Here is a 14,938-nt window from a genome sequence, read left to right as displayed (position 1 = left end):
GTTGTACGCGGACGGCGCCTTCGGCAGCCCTGCCAGCATCGCCGCTTCGGCGAGCGTGATGTCTTTCAGGTCCTTGCCGAAATAGACGCGCGCGGCGCTCGCGAAGCCGTACGCGCGCTGGCCGAGATAGATCTGATTCATATAGACCTCGAGAATCTGATCTTTCGTGAGCGCGCGCTCGATCCGGTACGCGAGCAGCATCTCGTAGATCTTGCGCGTGTACGTCTTCTCGCTCGACAGGAAGAAGTTGCGCGCGACCTGCATCGTGATCGTACTCGCGCCCTGTGTCGCGTGGCCGTTCGTCAGCGCGACGACGCCTGCGCGGAGGATGCCGGTGAGGTCGACGCCGCCGTGATCGTAGAAGCGCGCGTCCTCGATCGCGAGGATCGCCTTTTTCAGCGAATCGGGGACGTCCTTGAAATGGACGATGTCGCGGCGTTCCTCGCCGAATTCGCCGATCAGCACGTGATCGGACGTATAGATGCGCAGCGGCACCTTCGGCCGATAGTCGGTCAGCGCGTCGAGCGACGGCATGTTCGGCCACGCGACGACGAGCGCATAGCCGAGCACGAGGCCGCCGGCCACGACGAGCGCCACGCACATCGCGGCGAAGCCGAACAGCGCTTTTTGCCACCAGGGGCGCTTCTTCGGCTCCGGGGACGGAGGCGGGGGCGTAGGAGACGTGGATTGCATAGGCATACCGGAAAACAGTCCCGCGATTATAGCTGCCCGCCGGAGGCGGCCCCGGCGCGGGGGAAGCGGCCGGGCAACCGCGCGACCGTGCCGAGATCAGCATAGCCCGGCGGCCGGCTCGTGCGCCATTGGCCGTTCGGTCGACTGTCGGCGGCGCGCACTGCTCGCCAGAATCGGGCCTCGGATCGCGGCATGGGCTGCGACGATCGCGGGAGGCTGGAATGACAGGACGATGGGCGGCGGCGCGCTTCGTGCCGGGCAGGCACCGATCGACGGGTATCGACGTCGGCGCGGGCGAGGTCAGGATCGTGGTGCTGAGCCGGCGCGGCCGCGTGGCCGACGTGCGGATCGAAGCGCTTGAGCGGGAACCGCTCGCACTGCCGGAGGGCGCCGATGCGCGCTGGGCGGCAGTCGCGCGGGCGCTGTCGGCTGCCGTCGCGCGGCTCACCGGCGCTGGCGTGCGCTGCGACACGCGCGGCGTGATGGCGCTGCGCGACGACGAGATGCGCACGGCCACGCTCGATCTGGCGGGGCGCGACGACATCGCCGATGCGGCGCGGCAGGCTGCCGAGCGCATCTCGGGGCTTGCGCCGGACAGCATCGCGTTCGACTGGCGGCACGACGACGGCGCGTGCGCGCAGGAGATCGCGGTCGCGGCCGCACCGCTGGCGTTGCTCGAACGGCGGATCGACGTCGCCGCGCAAGCGGGGATCGACCTGACGGCCGTCGACAGCGAATCGGCCGCCGCACTGCGCGCGCTGCGCTACGCCGCGCAGTTCGAGCTCGACGCTCAGGGGCCGTACGCGGCGCTGTGGTTCTCCGACGCGGGCGTGCGCGGCTGGCGCATCGACGGCGCGCTCGCCGCGCCGATGCTCGCGCTGCCCGCCGACATGCCGGGCGCGTTGGCCGATGCGTTGCGCGCAGGTGCACAGGAGCGGGTCGGCTGCGTGCTGGTAGCCGGCGATGAGCGATGTGTCGCGCGCTTCGGCCTGTCGCTGGCCGATATCGGCGACGCGCTCGGCGCGACGTCGGTGCCGTTCGACTGTACCGGGTGGGACGGGCGTCCGATCGCGCCGGCCGGGGTGCCGAGCGCGCCGGCGTTCGCGGTCGCGTTCGGGCTTGCGCTGCGCGGGGTGTGGGAATGATCGCGAAGCGCTTGCGTGCGGCCGGCCCGCTTCGGCTCGACGGCTTCAACCTGCTGCCGTACCGCGAGCGCGTTGCGCGTGCGCTGCGGCGGCGTCAGGCGGCGCAGTGCGGTGCGGCGATCCTGCTCGCCGCGCTCGGCGTCGGCCTATGGACAGCCGGCTGCACATGGCGGCGGCTCGACATGGACGCCGAGCGCCTGCGTCTCGACGTACGGTTGCGGCAACTGGAGCCGCAGGCCGCTGCGGCGAAGCGCGCCGCGCGTACGGCAGGCGCCGTCACGCAGCGCGACGTGCAGGCAGTCGAGCTGGCGGAGCCACACCGGCGCGTGAGCGCGCTGCTCGCGACACTCGCGCACGTGCGCGACGACACGGTGCGCATCGACGCGCTGCATGCGACGCGTTCCGGCGTCGTGCTCGACGTGCGCGCGGCGAGCTACCGCGCGGGTGCGCGTTGGCTCGCCAGCGTCGCGCGCGAGCAGCGCGACGCGCGAATCGACGTCGATGCATTGAAACCGGCGTCGGCGGCGGCGCCCGTTGCGGCGGGCGCGCCGATCGCGTTTTCCGCGCACGTGCGCTGGCGCGATGCGACGCCGCGGCGCGCGACGCCGGGAGATGGCGCATGACGACGATCGCGACCGCAGGCGGCCCGCTCGTCGCGGCATGGCCGCGTATCAAGCGGCGCATGTCGCCGGCCGCTGCGCATGCTGCCGGCTGCGCGTTGGCGTTCGCCGTCGTGCTGGCGGGCGGCATTCATCTGTCGAACGCGGCCGACTGGAGCGGGCTCGCGCGCAGCGGCGCGCTTCTGCAGGCGGCACGGACGCGTGTCGCGGACCTTGAGCACGCGCTCGAAACGGCCGCGACGAACCGAAACGCGAGACCGCGCGCCGCAGCCGGCGACGGTACGCCGCCCGTGCGCGAGTGGGGCGCGCTCATGCTCGAGCTGGCCGACCTCGTTGCATCGAGCGGGCTGCACGTCGTATCGGTCGAACCGCTGAAGGCCGACCGTGCGGCAGCGTACGGTCGCCGTACGGTGCGGCTCGTCGCGGCCGGCGAACCGGCGGCGCCCGCGCGCGCAATCGGCGCACTGGCGGATTTTTCGGTGCTCGCGGTGCCGGCGACGCTGCGTGTCGAACGCGGTCCCGATGGCGTGAGGATCGACATGTCGGTCGACGTGTTTCCGACGTTGCCCGGCATCGCGTCCAGCGGCGCGGCAACGCCTGCGCTGGATGGCGATCCGTTCGGCGGTGCGGAGGCGTTCGCGATGGCCGACGGGCGGTTGCCGCGCCTTGCCGGGCTGATCCGCGACATGCGCACGGCGCTGGTGCTGTTCGACGACGGCGATGGCCGCTTCACGGCCGTGCGGGCCGGCGACGCGCTCGGTGCATTGCGCGTTGCACGCGTCGATGCGGGCGCCGTGACGCTGTCGACGTCGGACGGCCCGCGGCGGCTCGCACTCGAAGACGGAGGCCGCTCGTGACGAAGCTCAACCGGTACGGCATTGTGGTCTGGTTTGGTATCGGAGTCGGCGCCGTCGGCCTCGGCGCGGCTGCGGCGAACGCCGGGTTGCCGCCGCTGCCTGCGGCCTGGCCGGTCGCCTCGACGATGGCTGAAGCGCGCGAGGCGCCGCTGCCGCCGGGCGTGCCGGACGGCGCGATCGATGACGCAATCGACGGTGCGGCCGATCGCGCGGCGTCGCACGCCCAATCCGACCGCACGCACGAAGCCGCCTCACCGGGCGCGAGCCCGCCGCCGTTCGAACACGCATCCCGCGTCGCGCAGCACGCGCAACCGGCCGCGCCGGCACCGGCGCTGGAAGGGCCGCCGATCCCGCTGCCGCCGCCTGCGCGCATGAACGACGCGGCCGCGCATCGCGCAGGCGATGCGGACGATACGCGCCGCATCTCGCTGAACCTGCAGCGCGCGGACCTGACGGCCGCCTTCGACGCATTCGCACGCTTCACGGGCCTGAACATCGTCGTGAGCGAGCAGGTTCGCGGCACCGTGACCTTACGTCTGAACAATGTCCGCTGGCGCGATGCATTCGACACGCTGCTCGACACGCACGGGCTCGCGATGTCCCGGCGCGGCGACATCGTCTGGGTGACGCCGGCCGCCGAACTGGCGGTGCGTGAGCGCGAGCGCTTCGAAACGCACGCGCGAGCCGCCGATCTGGAGCCGCTCGAGAGCCGCCGGTTCGAATTGCACTACGCGCGTGCGCAGGACGTGCAGCGGCTGCTGGCCGGCGCGACCGGCCAGCGCCTGCTATCGAAGCGCGGTGCCGCGGCCGCCGATGCGCGCACGAACCTGCTGTTCGTCACCGATCTTGCGCCGCGCATCGCCCAGATCGCCGATCTGATCGCGGCACTCGACCGGCCGTCGCGGCAGGTGCGCATCGAGGCGCGCATCGTCGAGGGCGAGCAGGGCTTTTCGCGTCATCTCGGCGCGCAGCTCGCGCTGCGCGCGCAAGGGCAGCCGGCGGCGGCCGAAGCTGCCGCGTCCCCGGCCGGCCCACGCACGGCGCTCGATCTGGCCGCGCGGCCGCTCGCCGGGTTCGATGCGGCGACGGCCGGCTTCACGCTGCTCGCCGCGCCGCTCAGCCGCGTGCTCGACGTCGAGCTGAGCGCGTTGGAGGCGCAGGGGCGCGGCCAGATCGTGTCGAGCCCGCGCGTCGTGACGGCCGATCGCGCGAAGGCGCTCGTCGAGCAGGGCGCGGAGCTGCCGTATCAGGCAAAGGTCGGCAACGGCGTGACGGGCGTGCAGTTCCGCCGCGCGACGCTGAAGCTCGAGGTCGAGCCGCAGATCACGCCGGACGGGCGCGTCGTGCTCGACCTCGACGTGACGAAGGACAGCGTCGGCGAACCGACCGCGGCCGGGCCCGCGATCCATACGAAACACGTGCAGACGCGCGTCGAAGTCGACGACGGCGGCACGGTTGCGATCGGCGGGATCTATGAGCGGCTGCATCGGCACGATGTGACGCGGGTGCCGCTGTTGGGCAAAATACCGGTTCTGGGCGCGCTTTTCCGGCATCGCGCGCAGCGCGAGCAGCGTAGCGAGCTGGTCGTATTCATCACGCCGACGATCGTCAGCGCCGGGTGCGGCCCGCCCGGCACAGCCGACGAAAATGCCGAGAAATCGGGGCCGGAAGCGGGTGGCGCAGGCTCGACAAGGCAGTCGCTTTGCCAGTAAGCTGCGCCACACACCAGCAAGATTGAAGCAGAGGAAGCCGTTGCAAGCGCGGGACCCACATGCAAACGTATTTTTCGTCGGCCTTATGGGAGCGGGTAAGACCACCGTGGGCCGTGCGGTCGCGCGCCGGCTCGACAGGACGTTCTTCGACTCCGACCACGAAATCGAGGCCCGCACGGGCGCGCGCATTCCGGTGATCTTCGAGCTGGAGGGCGAGGCCGGGTTTCGCGACCGCGAGGCGCAGATGATCGCCGAACTCACGCAGCGCGAGAACATCGTGCTCGCGACGGGCGGCGGCGCGGTGCTGCGGGCCGAAAATCGCGCGTGCCTGAAAGGCAACGGCATCGTCGTCTATCTGCGCGCCAACCCGCACGATCTGTGGCTTCGCACACGCAAGGACAAAAACCGTCCGCTGCTGCAGACCGACGATCCGAAGGCCCGTCTCGAAGCGCTCTACGAAGTGCGCGACCCGCTGTACCGCGAATGCGCGGACTTCGTGATCGAAACGGGCCGCCCGTCCGTCAACGGTCTCGTCAACATGGTGCTGATGCAACTCGAACTGGCGGGCGTCGTCGCCAAGCCGCTACAAGCATGATTACTGTCAACGTCGATCTGGGCGACCGCGCCTACCCGATTCACATTGGCGCCGGCCTGATCGGCCGCGCCGAGCTGTTCGCTCCCCACATCACAGGTTCGTCGGTGACGATCGTCACGAACACGACGGTCGATCCGCTTTACGGCGACGCGCTGCGCGCGGCGCTCGCGCCGCTCGGCAAGCACGTATCGACGGTCGTGCTGCCCGACGGCGAAGCCTACAAGAACTGGGAAACGCTGAACCTCATTTTCGACGGGCTGCTCGGCGAGCGCGCCGATCGCAAGACGACGCTCGTCGCACTCGGCGGCGGCGTGATCGGCGACATGACGGGCTTTGCCGCCGCCTGCTACATGCGCGGCGTGCCGTTCATCCAGGTGCCGACCACGCTGCTGTCGCAGGTCGATTCGTCGGTCGGCGGCAAGACGGGCATCAATCATCCGCTCGGCAAGAACATGATCGGCGCGTTTTACCAGCCGCAGGCGGTGATCGCCGACATCGGCGCGCTGACGACGCTGCCCGAGCGCGAGCTCGCGGCCGGCATCGCCGAGGTCATCAAGACCGGCGCGATCGCCGATGCCGCATTCTTCGACTGGATCGAGGCGAACGTCGACGCGCTGAACCGGCGCGATCCCGCGGCGCTTGCGCATGCGGTGAAGCGGTCGTGCGAGATCAAGGCGAGCGTCGTCGCGGCCGACGAGCGCGAGGGCGGCCTGCGCGCGATCCTCAATTTCGGACATACGTTCGGCCACGCGATCGAGGCGGGCCTCGGCTACGGCGAATGGCTGCACGGCGAGGCGGTCGGCTGCGGGATGGTGATGGCGGCCGATCTGTCGGTGCGGCTCGGGCTGCTCGACGACGCGTCGCGGCAGCGGCTCGACGCGGTGATCGCGGCCGCGCATCTGCCTACGCGCGGGCCGGCGCTCGGCGACGCGCGCTACATGGAGCTGATGCGCGTCGACAAGAAGGCCGAAGCCGGCGCGATCAAGTTCATTTTGCTGAAGCGCTTCGGCGATACGCTGATCACGCAGGCGCCCGACGAAGCGGTGTTCGCTACACTGGCGCATACGACCCGGTAATCGCGCCCCGGACGCCCGGCGCCCCTGACATGGAGGAGACGTGAGCGAGACATCCAGCCGCAATCTGCCCGAAACCGGCCGTGGCCCAGCCGCCGCCGTCGTCGAGCCGCCCACGCTGGCGGCGCTGGAAGCCCACCTCGCTCCGTATGCTGCGCATGCCTCGCAATCGCGCGGCCGCCGCTACCCGGAGGCGCCGCCCGCGGCACGCACCGAATTCCAGCGCGACCGCGACCGCATCGTTCACTCGACCGCGTTTCGCCGGCTCGAATACAAGACGCAGGTATTCGTCAATCACGAAGGCGACCTGTTCCGCACGCGTCTCACGCATAGCCTCGAAGTCGCGCAGATCGCGCGTTCGGTCGCGCGGAACCTGCGCCTGAACGAGGATCTCGTCGAAGCGATCTCGCTCGCGCACGATCTCGGCCATACGCCGTTCGGTCATGCCGGGCAGGATGCGCTGAATGCCTGCATGCGCGAATACGGCGGCTTCGAACACAACCTGCAGAGCCTCGCGGTCGTCGACGAGCTCGAGGAACATTACGGCGCGTTCAACGGGCTGAACCTGTGTTTCGAAACGCGCGAAGGGATCCTGAAGCATTGCTCGCGCGAGAACGCGCGCAAGCTCGGTGCGCTCGGCGAGCGTTTCCTGCAGGGGCGGCAGCCGTCGCTCGAAGCGCAGCTCGCGAACATCGCGGACGAGATCGCCTACAACAATCACGACGTCGACGACGGTCTGCGCTCGGGGCTGATCACGATCGAGCAGCTCGCGGAAGTCGAGCTGTGGCAGCGCCACTACGAGCAGGCGCTCGCCGAGTTTCCCCATCTCGAAGGCCGCCGCCTCGTGCACGAGACGGTGCGCCGCATCATCAACACGCTGATCGTCGACCTGATCGACGAAACGACGCGCAATCTCGCGCGCGTCGCGCCCGCATCGATCGACGACGTGCGCGCGGCGCCGCCGCTCGTGTCGCACAGCGAGCCCGTGGCCGCGCAGGCGGCCGCGCTCAAGCGTTTCCTGTTCAAGAACCTGTATCGCCACTACAAGGTGATGCGCATGGCGAGCAAGGCGCAGCGCGTCGTCACCGGGCTGTTCGATGCGTTCATCGACGATCCGCGCCTGCTGCCGCCGCCCTATCAGTCCGACGATCGCGCGCAGCAGCCGCGTCTCGTCGCGCATTACATCGCCGGGATGACCGACCGGTTCGCGCTGAAGGAGTACCAGCGGCTGTTCGTCATCAACGACAACTGACTGTCATAAACGATCACTAGACTTCGCCGGTTCAATGGCGACGGGAAGCTTGCACACGCTGTTGGTAACGTTTTCATAGGAGAGGTCGATGAAGAAGAAGCCTGCGGGGACCGTGGTTCGTTCGATCGTGCTCGGCGGCGCGCTGATGTTCGGTGTGCAGCATGCGGCATTCGCGGTGACGGAGATCCAGTTCTGGCACGCGATGGAAGCCGCGCTCGGCGAGCGCGTGAACGAGCTGGCGACGCAATTCAACGCGTCGCAGAGCGATTACAAGATCGTGCCGGTCTTCAAGGGCACCTACGACCAGACGCTCGCGGCCGGCATCGCCGCCTATCGCAGCGGCAACGCGCCGGCGATCCTGCAGGTGTACGAAGTCGGCACGGCCACGATGATGCAGGCGAAGAAAGCCGTCGTGCCGGTGTACGACGTGTTCAGGCAGGCCGGCGTGCCGCTCGACGAAAAGGCGTTCGTGCCGACGATCGCGAGCTACTACAGCGACGCGAAGACGGGCCATCTCGTGTCGATGCCGTTCAACAGCTCGACGCCGGTGCTGTACTACAACAAGGACGCGTTCAAGAAGGTCGGCCTCGACCCGAACCAGCCGCCGAAGACCTGGGCGGACGTGAAGGCCGATTCGGAGAAGCTGCGCAAGGCCGGCATGACGTGCGGCTTCACGACGGGCTGGCAGGGCTGGATTCAGCTCGAGAACTACAGCGCGTGGCATGCGCTGCCGTTCGCGAGCCGCAACAACGGCTTCGACGGCTCGGACGCGGTGCTCGAGTTCAACAAGCCGCAGCAGATTGCGCACGTCGCGTTCCTGCAAGAGATGGCGAAGGACGGCACGTTTACATACGCGGGCCGCAAGGACGAGGCGTCCGCGAAGTTCTATAGCGGCGACTGCGGCATCATGACGACGTCGTCGGGCGCGCTCGCGAACGTGCAGAAATTCGCGAAGTTCAGCTACGGCACCGGGATGATGCCGTACGACGCGAACGTGAAGGGCGCGCCGCAGAATGCGATCATCGGCGGCGCGAGCCTGTGGGTGCTGGCCGGCAAGGATCCGGCGACGTACAAGGGGGTCGCGAAATTCCTCGCGTTCCTCACGTCGCCGCCGATCGCCGCGAAGTGGCACCAGGAGACGGGCTACCTGCCGGTCACGACCGCCGCCTACGACCTCACGCGCCAGCAGGGCTTCTATGCGAAGAATCCGAGCGCCGAAACCGCGATCAAGCAGATGCTGAACAAGCCGCCGCTGCCCTATACGAAGGGGCTGCGCCTCGGCAACATGCCGCAGATCCGCACGGTCGTCGACGAAGAGCTCGAGCAGGTCTGGGCGCAGAAGAAGTCGCCGAAGGACGCGCTCGACGCGGCGGCGTCGCGCGGCAACGAACTGCTGCGCCGCTTCGAGAAGTCCGGCGGCTGAGCCCGTCTCGCGCCGTGCCGCGGGCCGCGTCGCACATGCGCCGCGCGCCGCGGCGCGGCTTCGTTTCCGTTTCGTCTGACCGGATCTCCGCGATGCAATCCCGTTCCCGTTTCGGCACGAGCCTGCTGCCGTATCTGCTGATCGCGCCGCAGCTCGCGATCACCGCCGTGTTCTTCCTCTGGCCGGCCGGCGTCGCGCTGTGGCAGTCGACGCAGATGCAGGACGCGTTCGGCACGTCGAGCGAGTTCGTCGGCCTCGCGAACTTCACGCACCTGTTCGCGGATCCGCTCTATCTCGATTCGTTTCGCACGACGCTGGTGTTCAGTGCGCTCGTCACGGTGAGCGGGCTGATCGTGTCGCTGCTGCTCGCCGCATGTGCGGATCGCGTGACGCGCGGCGCGCGCGCGTATCGCACGCTGCTGATCTGGCCGTACGCGGTCGCGCCGACGATCGCGGCCGTGCTTTGGGCCTTCCTGTTCAACCCGAGCATCGGGCTCGTCACGTATGCGCTCGCGAAGCAGGGCATCGTGTGGAACCATGCATTGAACGGCGGGCAGGCGATGTTCCTCGTCGTGCTGGCGTCGGTGTGGAAGCAGGTCAGCTACAACTTCCTGTTCTTCTACGCGGGGCTGCAGGCGATCCCGCGTTCGCTGATCGAGGCGGCCGCGATCGACGGCGCGGGCCCGGTGCGGCGCTTCTTCAACATCGTGCTGCCACTCCTGTCGCCGACGAGCTTTTTCCTGCTCGTCGTGAATCTCGTCTACGCGTTCTTCGACACGTTCCCGGTGATCGATGCCGCCACCGGCGGCGGCCCGGCGCAGAGCACGAAGACGCTGATCTACAAGATCTTCGCGGAGGGCTTTCAGGGCCTCGACATCGGCAGCTCCGGCGCGCAGTCGGTCGTGTTGATGATCATCGTGGTCGGGCTCACCGTGATCCAGTTCCGCTTCGTCGAACGCAGGGTGCAATACGCATGATCGAGAATCGCAAGGGCTTCGACCTGTTCTGCCACGCGGTGCTGATCGCCGGCGTCGTGCTGATCGTGTTTCCGGTGTACGTCGCGTTCTGCGCGGCGACGATGAACGCGCAGGAAGTGTTCACGGTGCCGCTGTCGCTCGTGCCGAGCACGCATCTGTTCGAGAACGTCGCGTACATCTGGGGGCACGGCAGCGGCGGCACGACCGCGCCGTTCGGCCGTTTGCTGCTGAACAGCTTCGCGATGGCGCTCGGGATCGCGGTCGGCAAGATCGCGGTGTCGATCCTGTCCGCGTACGCGATCGTCTATTTCCGCTTTCCGTTTCGCAACGCCGCGTTCTGGCTGATCTTCGTCACGCTGATGCTGCCGGTCGAAGTGCGGATCTTTCCGACCGTGCAGGTTGTGTCGACGCTGCATCTGACGAACAGCTATGCGGGGCTCACGCTGCCGCTGATCGCGTCGGCGACCGCGACCTTCCTGTTCCGCCAGTTCTTCATGACGCTGCCCGACGAGCTGATGGACGCCGCGCGCATCGACGGCGCGGGCCCGCTGCGCTTTTTCTGGGACGTCGTGGTGCCGCTGTCGAAGACGAGCATCGCCGCGCTGTTCGTGATCACGTTCATCTACGGCTGGAACCAGTATCTGTGGCCGATCCTGATCACGACGGAGGCGTCGCTGTCGACGGCGGTGGTCGGAATCAAGACGATGATCGCGAGCGGCGACGCGGCGACCGAATGGCAATACGTAATGGCGGCGACGCTGCTGGCGATGGTGCCGCCGCTCGTCGTCGTGCTGGCGATGCAGCGCTGGTTCGTGCGCGGCCTCGTCGACTCCGAAAAATGAACGACGCACGCAAACGGGAGATGGATCGGGTATGGCTGCGCTGAGCTTGAAGGGCGTCAGGAAATCGTACGACGGCAAGCAGCACGTGCTGCACGGCATCGACGTGGAGATCGCCGACGGCGAATTCATCGTGCTGGTGGGCCCGTCGGGTTGCGGCAAGTCGACGCTGCTGCGGATGATCGCGGGGCTCGAGACCGTGACCGACGGCGAGATCGCGATCGGCGGGCGCGTCGTGAACGCGCTCGAGCCGAAGGATCGCGACATTGCGATGGTGTTTCAGAACTACGCGCTGTATCCGCACATGACGGTCGCGCAGAACATGGGCTACGGGCTGAAGATCCGCGGCATCGACTGCGCGACGATCGACGCGCGCGTCGCCGCGGCCGCGAAGATCCTCGAGCTCGAAGCGCTGCTCGCGCGGCGGCCGCGCGAACTGTCGGGCGGTCAGCGGCAGCGCGTCGCGATGGGGCGTGCGATCGTGCGCGAGCCGTCGGTGTTTCTGTTCGACGAGCCGCTGTCGAATCTCGACGCGAAGCTGCGCGTGCAGATGCGCCTCGAGATCCAGCGGCTGCACGCGCGGCTCGAGACGACGAGCGTCTACGTGACGCACGACCAGATCGAGGCGATGACGCTCGCGCAGCGCGTGATCGTGATGAACCGCGGCTACGCCGAGCAGATCGGCGCGCCGGTCGACGTGTACGAACGGCCGGCGACGATGTTCGTCGCGGGCTTCATCGGATCGCCGGCGATGAATCTGCTGCACGGCCGGCTGTCGGACGACGGCGCGACGTTTACCGTCGCGGGCGGCGGGCCGGCGCTGCCGGTGGCCGGCGCGCCCGGCATCGGCGGCGCGATCGCGACCGGCCGCGACTGGGTGCTCGGCGTGCGTCCGGAACACATGACGCCGCAGCCCGGCGTCCCGCACGCGACGCTGCCGGTCGATTCGTGCGAGCTGCTCGGCGCGGACAATCTCGCGCACGGCCGCTGGGGCAGTCACGACGTCGCGGTGCGGCTGCCGCACGCGGAGCGTCCGGCGCGCGGCAGCGCGCTGGCGGTCGCCCTGCCTGCGCACCGGCTGCATTTCTTCGATCCCGAAACCGGCCGGCGCGCCGACTGAATCCGCAGAGAGGCTGACGATGACTTCCCGCTCCGACTGGCCCTATCCGCGCGTGGTCGCGCACCGCGGCGGCGGCACGCTCGCGCCCGAGAACACGCTCGCGGCGCTCGACGAAGGCGCGCGGCGCGGCCATCGCATGGTCGAGTTCGACGCGAAGCTGTCGGCCGACGACGTCACGTTCCTGCTGCACGACGACACGGTCGAGCGCACCTCGAACGGCCAGGGCGCCGCTGCAGGCATGCGCTATGCGGCGCTTGCGGCGCTCGACGCGGGCGCGTGGCGCGACGCGCGCTTTGCCGGCGAGCGGATGCCGACGCTCGAGGCGGCCGCCGCTCGCTGCATTGCGCTCGGTCTCGCGGCGAACGTCGAGATCAAGCCGTGCCCGGGCCGCGAGCGCGACACCGGGCGGCGCGTGGCCGCCGATGCGGCCGCATACTGGCGCGGCGCGGCGGTGCCGCCGCTGCTGTCGTCGTTCTCGTTCGAGGCGCTGCGCGAGGCGCGCGAGACGGCGCCCGAGCTGCCGCGCGGGATGCTGTACGAAACGGTGCCGCCGGACTGGCACGCGCAGGTCGTCGACGCGCTCGGCTGCGTGTCGCTGCACGCCGACCATACGCGTCTCGACGAAACGCAGGTGCGCGCGATCAAGGCGGCCGGGCTGCGCATTCTGGTTTACACGGTGAACGACCTCGCGCGGGCGAGCGAACTGGTGCGCTGGGGTGTCGACGCGGTCTGCACGGACCGGATCGACCTGATCGGCCCGCACGCGCTCGACGACGTCGTGCAGGGCGCGGCCTAGCGCGCCAACGAGCCTGACGCGAAAAGACGACGCCCCGGCGCGGTTTGGCCGGGGCGTTTTGCATCGCGGAGACGTTACGGCGGGAAAATTCCGCTACAAATTGCAGCGGGATTAACCATTCCCCAAATATTCGACTACGCTTAGAAACGGTAGCCGACGTTCAGGTACGTGACGATCGGGTTCAGCGAGATGTGGGCTTTCGAGGTTTCGGTCAGCGTGCCGACCTGCGTGCGGCGAGCGGTGGTGAAAGTCGCGGTGACGCTCACCGGCACGTACGAAATCGACAGGCCGGCGAACCAGTGCTTCGTGAAGTTGTACGTGAAGCCTGCGTTGAAGACCGGGGCCCACTGATTGCTCGTCGTTGCACTGGTGGGGCCGCCGAGCACGCCGTTCTCGAACGCGGTGTTCGTGATCTTCGCGCCGGTGAACCAGACGTACGTCGCGCCGATGCCGACATACGGGCGGAATTTCGCGTTCGCGTCGTTGAAGTGGTAGCGCAGCAGCAGTGCGGGGCTCCACTGATACGCGCGGCCGAGCACGCCGAAGTTCGCGAACTGACCTTTTCCGGTGATGTCGAACTTCGGCGGCACACCGAGGACGAATTCGGTGGAAATGTGGTCGGTGAGGAAGTAGCCGGTCGCCAGGCCGAGCGTGTCGGCATCGTTGATGCCCGCACCGGTGTTGGGAACGGACTGATTGACGGGCGTGCCGCCGACGCCATAGACAAAGAGCGGGTCGCTGCTGTCCTGCGGGGACAGGTGAAACCAGCCGGTGCTGACGTAAAAACTACCTGCAGATTGTGCGTGTGCCGTGCCGCCCGCCAGTGCGAATGCGAGCGCTGCGGCCCCCGTAATGGCCAGTTTTCGTTTCATTGTGTCTCCTCCGATCAAAGGCGTGCTCATTATGACGACTGCGTTTAAAACCAAACAAGCTCGTAAGCTAGAGTTTTCTCCCTAGGTTTAGTACGACCGTACGCTTTCGCGCACCGCCGCGCGGGCATTCTACGCAGGTGCGCACATTCGGACCCCCGGGTATTTCCTAACGCGTTCAAACGGACATTCAGCATGGCACGGTTAGCACGACTCTACGTACCCGACCAGCCGCAGCACGTGATACTGCGCGGCCTGGATCAGCAACCCGCGTTCGTTGACGACCAGGACTACGAACTCTTCATCGATTGTCTGAAGGCCGCCGCACGCGATCATCACCTCTCGGTGCACGCCTACGTGCTGCTGCCGCGTCAGGTTCAGCTGCTCGTCACGCCGAGCGACGAGGCGAGCCTGCCGAAAGCGATGCAGGCGGTGGGGCGCCGCTACGTCGCGCATTTCAACCGGCGCTACTCGCGGCGCGGCACGCTGTGGGAAGGCCGCTACCGCGCGACCGTCATCGAAGGCGAACGCTATTTCCTGCTCGCGAGCCGCGTGGTCGAATTGAGCCCGGTGCGCGCGCAGCTCGTCGCGACGCCCGATGCATACCGATGGTCGAGCTACCGGCACCACGTCGGGCTCACCGTCGACAGCCTGATCACCGACCATCCGCTCTACTGGGCGCTCGGCAACACGCCGTTCGAGCGGCAGCGCGCCTACAAGGAGCTGTGCGAGCAGCCGCTCGACGAGCGTCAGGCCGACCAGTTGCAGCAGGCGACGCTGAAGGGCTGGGTGCTCGGCGGCGAAACCTACCGCGAATGGGCTGCGCGCACCGCCAATCGGCGCGTGTCGCCGCTGCCGCGCGGACGCCCCAGAAAGGTGCGCGAGAACACGCCGCCGATCCAGCAGTAAGGGCCGACGGCGGCTAGGGAAGCGGCGCTGCGGGCGCCGCTTCTTTTTGCACCAAAAC

Annotated in this window: 15 protein-coding genes; 13 read left to right on the top strand and 2 right to left on the bottom strand. The window is 68.4% G+C overall.

The window, feature by feature from the left end; all coding sequences use genetic code 11:
• Nucleotides 1-699 (bottom strand): transglycosylase domain-containing protein (locus HMPREF3115_RS32250; protein ID WP_256276101.1); only part of this gene is annotated, 699 nt, incomplete at its 3' end.
• Nucleotides 700-914: 215 nt separating this feature from the next.
• Between HMPREF3115_RS32250 and HMPREF3115_RS07515 the strand changes: the two genes are divergently transcribed.
• The 12 genes from HMPREF3115_RS07515 (at nt 915) to ugpQ (ending at nt 13,102) form a co-directional block, all read left to right on the top strand.
• On the top strand, nt 915-1,838 hold the full coding sequence (locus HMPREF3115_RS07515; RefSeq protein ID WP_070553955.1) for a type IV pilus biogenesis protein PilM: 924 nt from the start codon (nt 915-917) through the stop codon (nt 1,836-1,838).
• The gene (locus HMPREF3115_RS07510; RefSeq protein ID WP_006407007.1) at nt 1,835-2,461 is read left to right on the top strand and encodes a hypothetical protein; all 627 of its coding nucleotides are present in this window, start codon (nt 1,835-1,837) and stop codon (nt 2,459-2,461) included. The genes HMPREF3115_RS07515 and HMPREF3115_RS07510 overlap by 4 nt, the downstream gene beginning before the upstream one ends.
• Nucleotides 2,458-3,315, top strand: a complete 858-nt coding sequence (locus HMPREF3115_RS07505) for a pilus assembly protein (protein WP_070553954.1) — start codon at nt 2,458-2,460, stop codon at nt 3,313-3,315. The genes HMPREF3115_RS07510 and HMPREF3115_RS07505 overlap by 4 nt, the downstream gene beginning before the upstream one ends.
• A complete protein-coding gene (locus HMPREF3115_RS07500; RefSeq protein ID WP_070553952.1) occupies nt 3,312-5,027 on the top strand; it encodes a type IV pilus secretin PilQ in 1,716 nt (571 codons plus the stop codon). The genes HMPREF3115_RS07505 and HMPREF3115_RS07500 overlap by 4 nt, the downstream gene beginning before the upstream one ends.
• Nucleotides 5,028-5,067: 40 nt before the next feature.
• Nucleotides 5,068-5,622 carry a shikimate kinase gene (locus HMPREF3115_RS07495; protein WP_012467729.1) on the top strand — a complete coding sequence of 185 codons (555 nt, stop codon included), beginning with the start codon at nt 5,068-5,070 and terminating at the stop codon, nt 5,620-5,622.
• Nucleotides 5,619-6,698 carry a 3-dehydroquinate synthase gene (aroB, locus tag HMPREF3115_RS07490; RefSeq protein WP_070553950.1) on the top strand — a complete coding sequence of 360 codons (1,080 nt, stop codon included), beginning with the start codon at nt 5,619-5,621 and terminating at the stop codon, nt 6,696-6,698. The genes HMPREF3115_RS07495 and aroB overlap by 4 nt, the downstream gene beginning before the upstream one ends.
• A gap of 64 nt (nt 6,699-6,762) precedes the next feature.
• Entirely contained in the window at nt 6,763-7,947 is a 1,185-nt protein-coding gene (locus HMPREF3115_RS07485) for a deoxyguanosinetriphosphate triphosphohydrolase (protein WP_088927976.1), read from the top strand.
• An 88-nt stretch (nt 7,948-8,035) separates the two neighbouring features.
• Nucleotides 8,036-9,370, top strand: a complete 1,335-nt coding sequence (ugpB, locus tag HMPREF3115_RS07480; protein ID WP_070553948.1) for a sn-glycerol-3-phosphate ABC transporter substrate-binding protein UgpB — start codon at nt 8,036-8,038, stop codon at nt 9,368-9,370.
• Between the two features lie 92 nt (nt 9,371-9,462).
• Nucleotides 9,463-10,347 carry a sn-glycerol-3-phosphate ABC transporter permease UgpA gene (ugpA, locus tag HMPREF3115_RS07475; RefSeq protein WP_006416608.1) on the top strand — a complete coding sequence of 295 codons (885 nt, stop codon included), beginning with the start codon at nt 9,463-9,465 and terminating at the stop codon, nt 10,345-10,347.
• Nucleotides 10,344-11,189, top strand: coding sequence for a sn-glycerol-3-phosphate ABC transporter permease UgpE (ugpE, locus tag HMPREF3115_RS07470; protein WP_070553946.1), 846 nt, complete (start codon nt 10,344-10,346; stop codon nt 11,187-11,189). Before ugpA ends, ugpE begins: the two co-directional genes overlap by 4 nt.
• A gap of 31 nt (nt 11,190-11,220) precedes the next feature.
• Nucleotides 11,221-12,306, top strand: a complete 1,086-nt coding sequence (locus HMPREF3115_RS07465; RefSeq protein WP_070553944.1) for a sn-glycerol-3-phosphate import ATP-binding protein UgpC — start codon at nt 11,221-11,223, stop codon at nt 12,304-12,306.
• A gap of 19 nt (nt 12,307-12,325) precedes the next feature.
• Nucleotides 12,326-13,102: a glycerophosphodiester phosphodiesterase gene (ugpQ, locus tag HMPREF3115_RS07460; RefSeq protein WP_070553942.1), complete on the top strand. Its 777-nt coding sequence runs from the start codon at nt 12,326-12,328 to the stop codon at nt 13,100-13,102.
• 140 nt (nt 13,103-13,242) lie between these two features.
• On the opposite strand, the gene HMPREF3115_RS07455 is transcribed toward ugpQ, so the two are convergent.
• Nucleotides 13,243-13,974: an OmpW/AlkL family protein gene (locus tag HMPREF3115_RS07455; protein ID WP_006406998.1), complete on the bottom strand. Its 732-nt coding sequence runs from the start codon at nt 13,972-13,974 to the stop codon at nt 13,243-13,245.
• Nucleotides 13,975-14,166: 192 nt separating this feature from the next.
• Here HMPREF3115_RS07455 and HMPREF3115_RS07450 point away from each other — a divergent pair, with 192 nt between their 5' ends.
• Nucleotides 14,167-14,880: a transposase gene (locus HMPREF3115_RS07450; RefSeq protein WP_006400610.1), complete on the top strand. Its 714-nt coding sequence runs from the start codon at nt 14,167-14,169 to the stop codon at nt 14,878-14,880.
• Nucleotides 14,881-14,938: the final 58 nt, after the last annotated feature.

Origin of the sequence: Burkholderia sp. HMSC10F09, from assembly GCF_001806955.1 — a bacterium.
GTDB lineage: Bacteria > Pseudomonadota > Gammaproteobacteria > Burkholderiales > Burkholderiaceae > Burkholderia > Burkholderia multivorans.
This window is presented reverse-complemented; position numbering and strand designations above follow the sequence as displayed.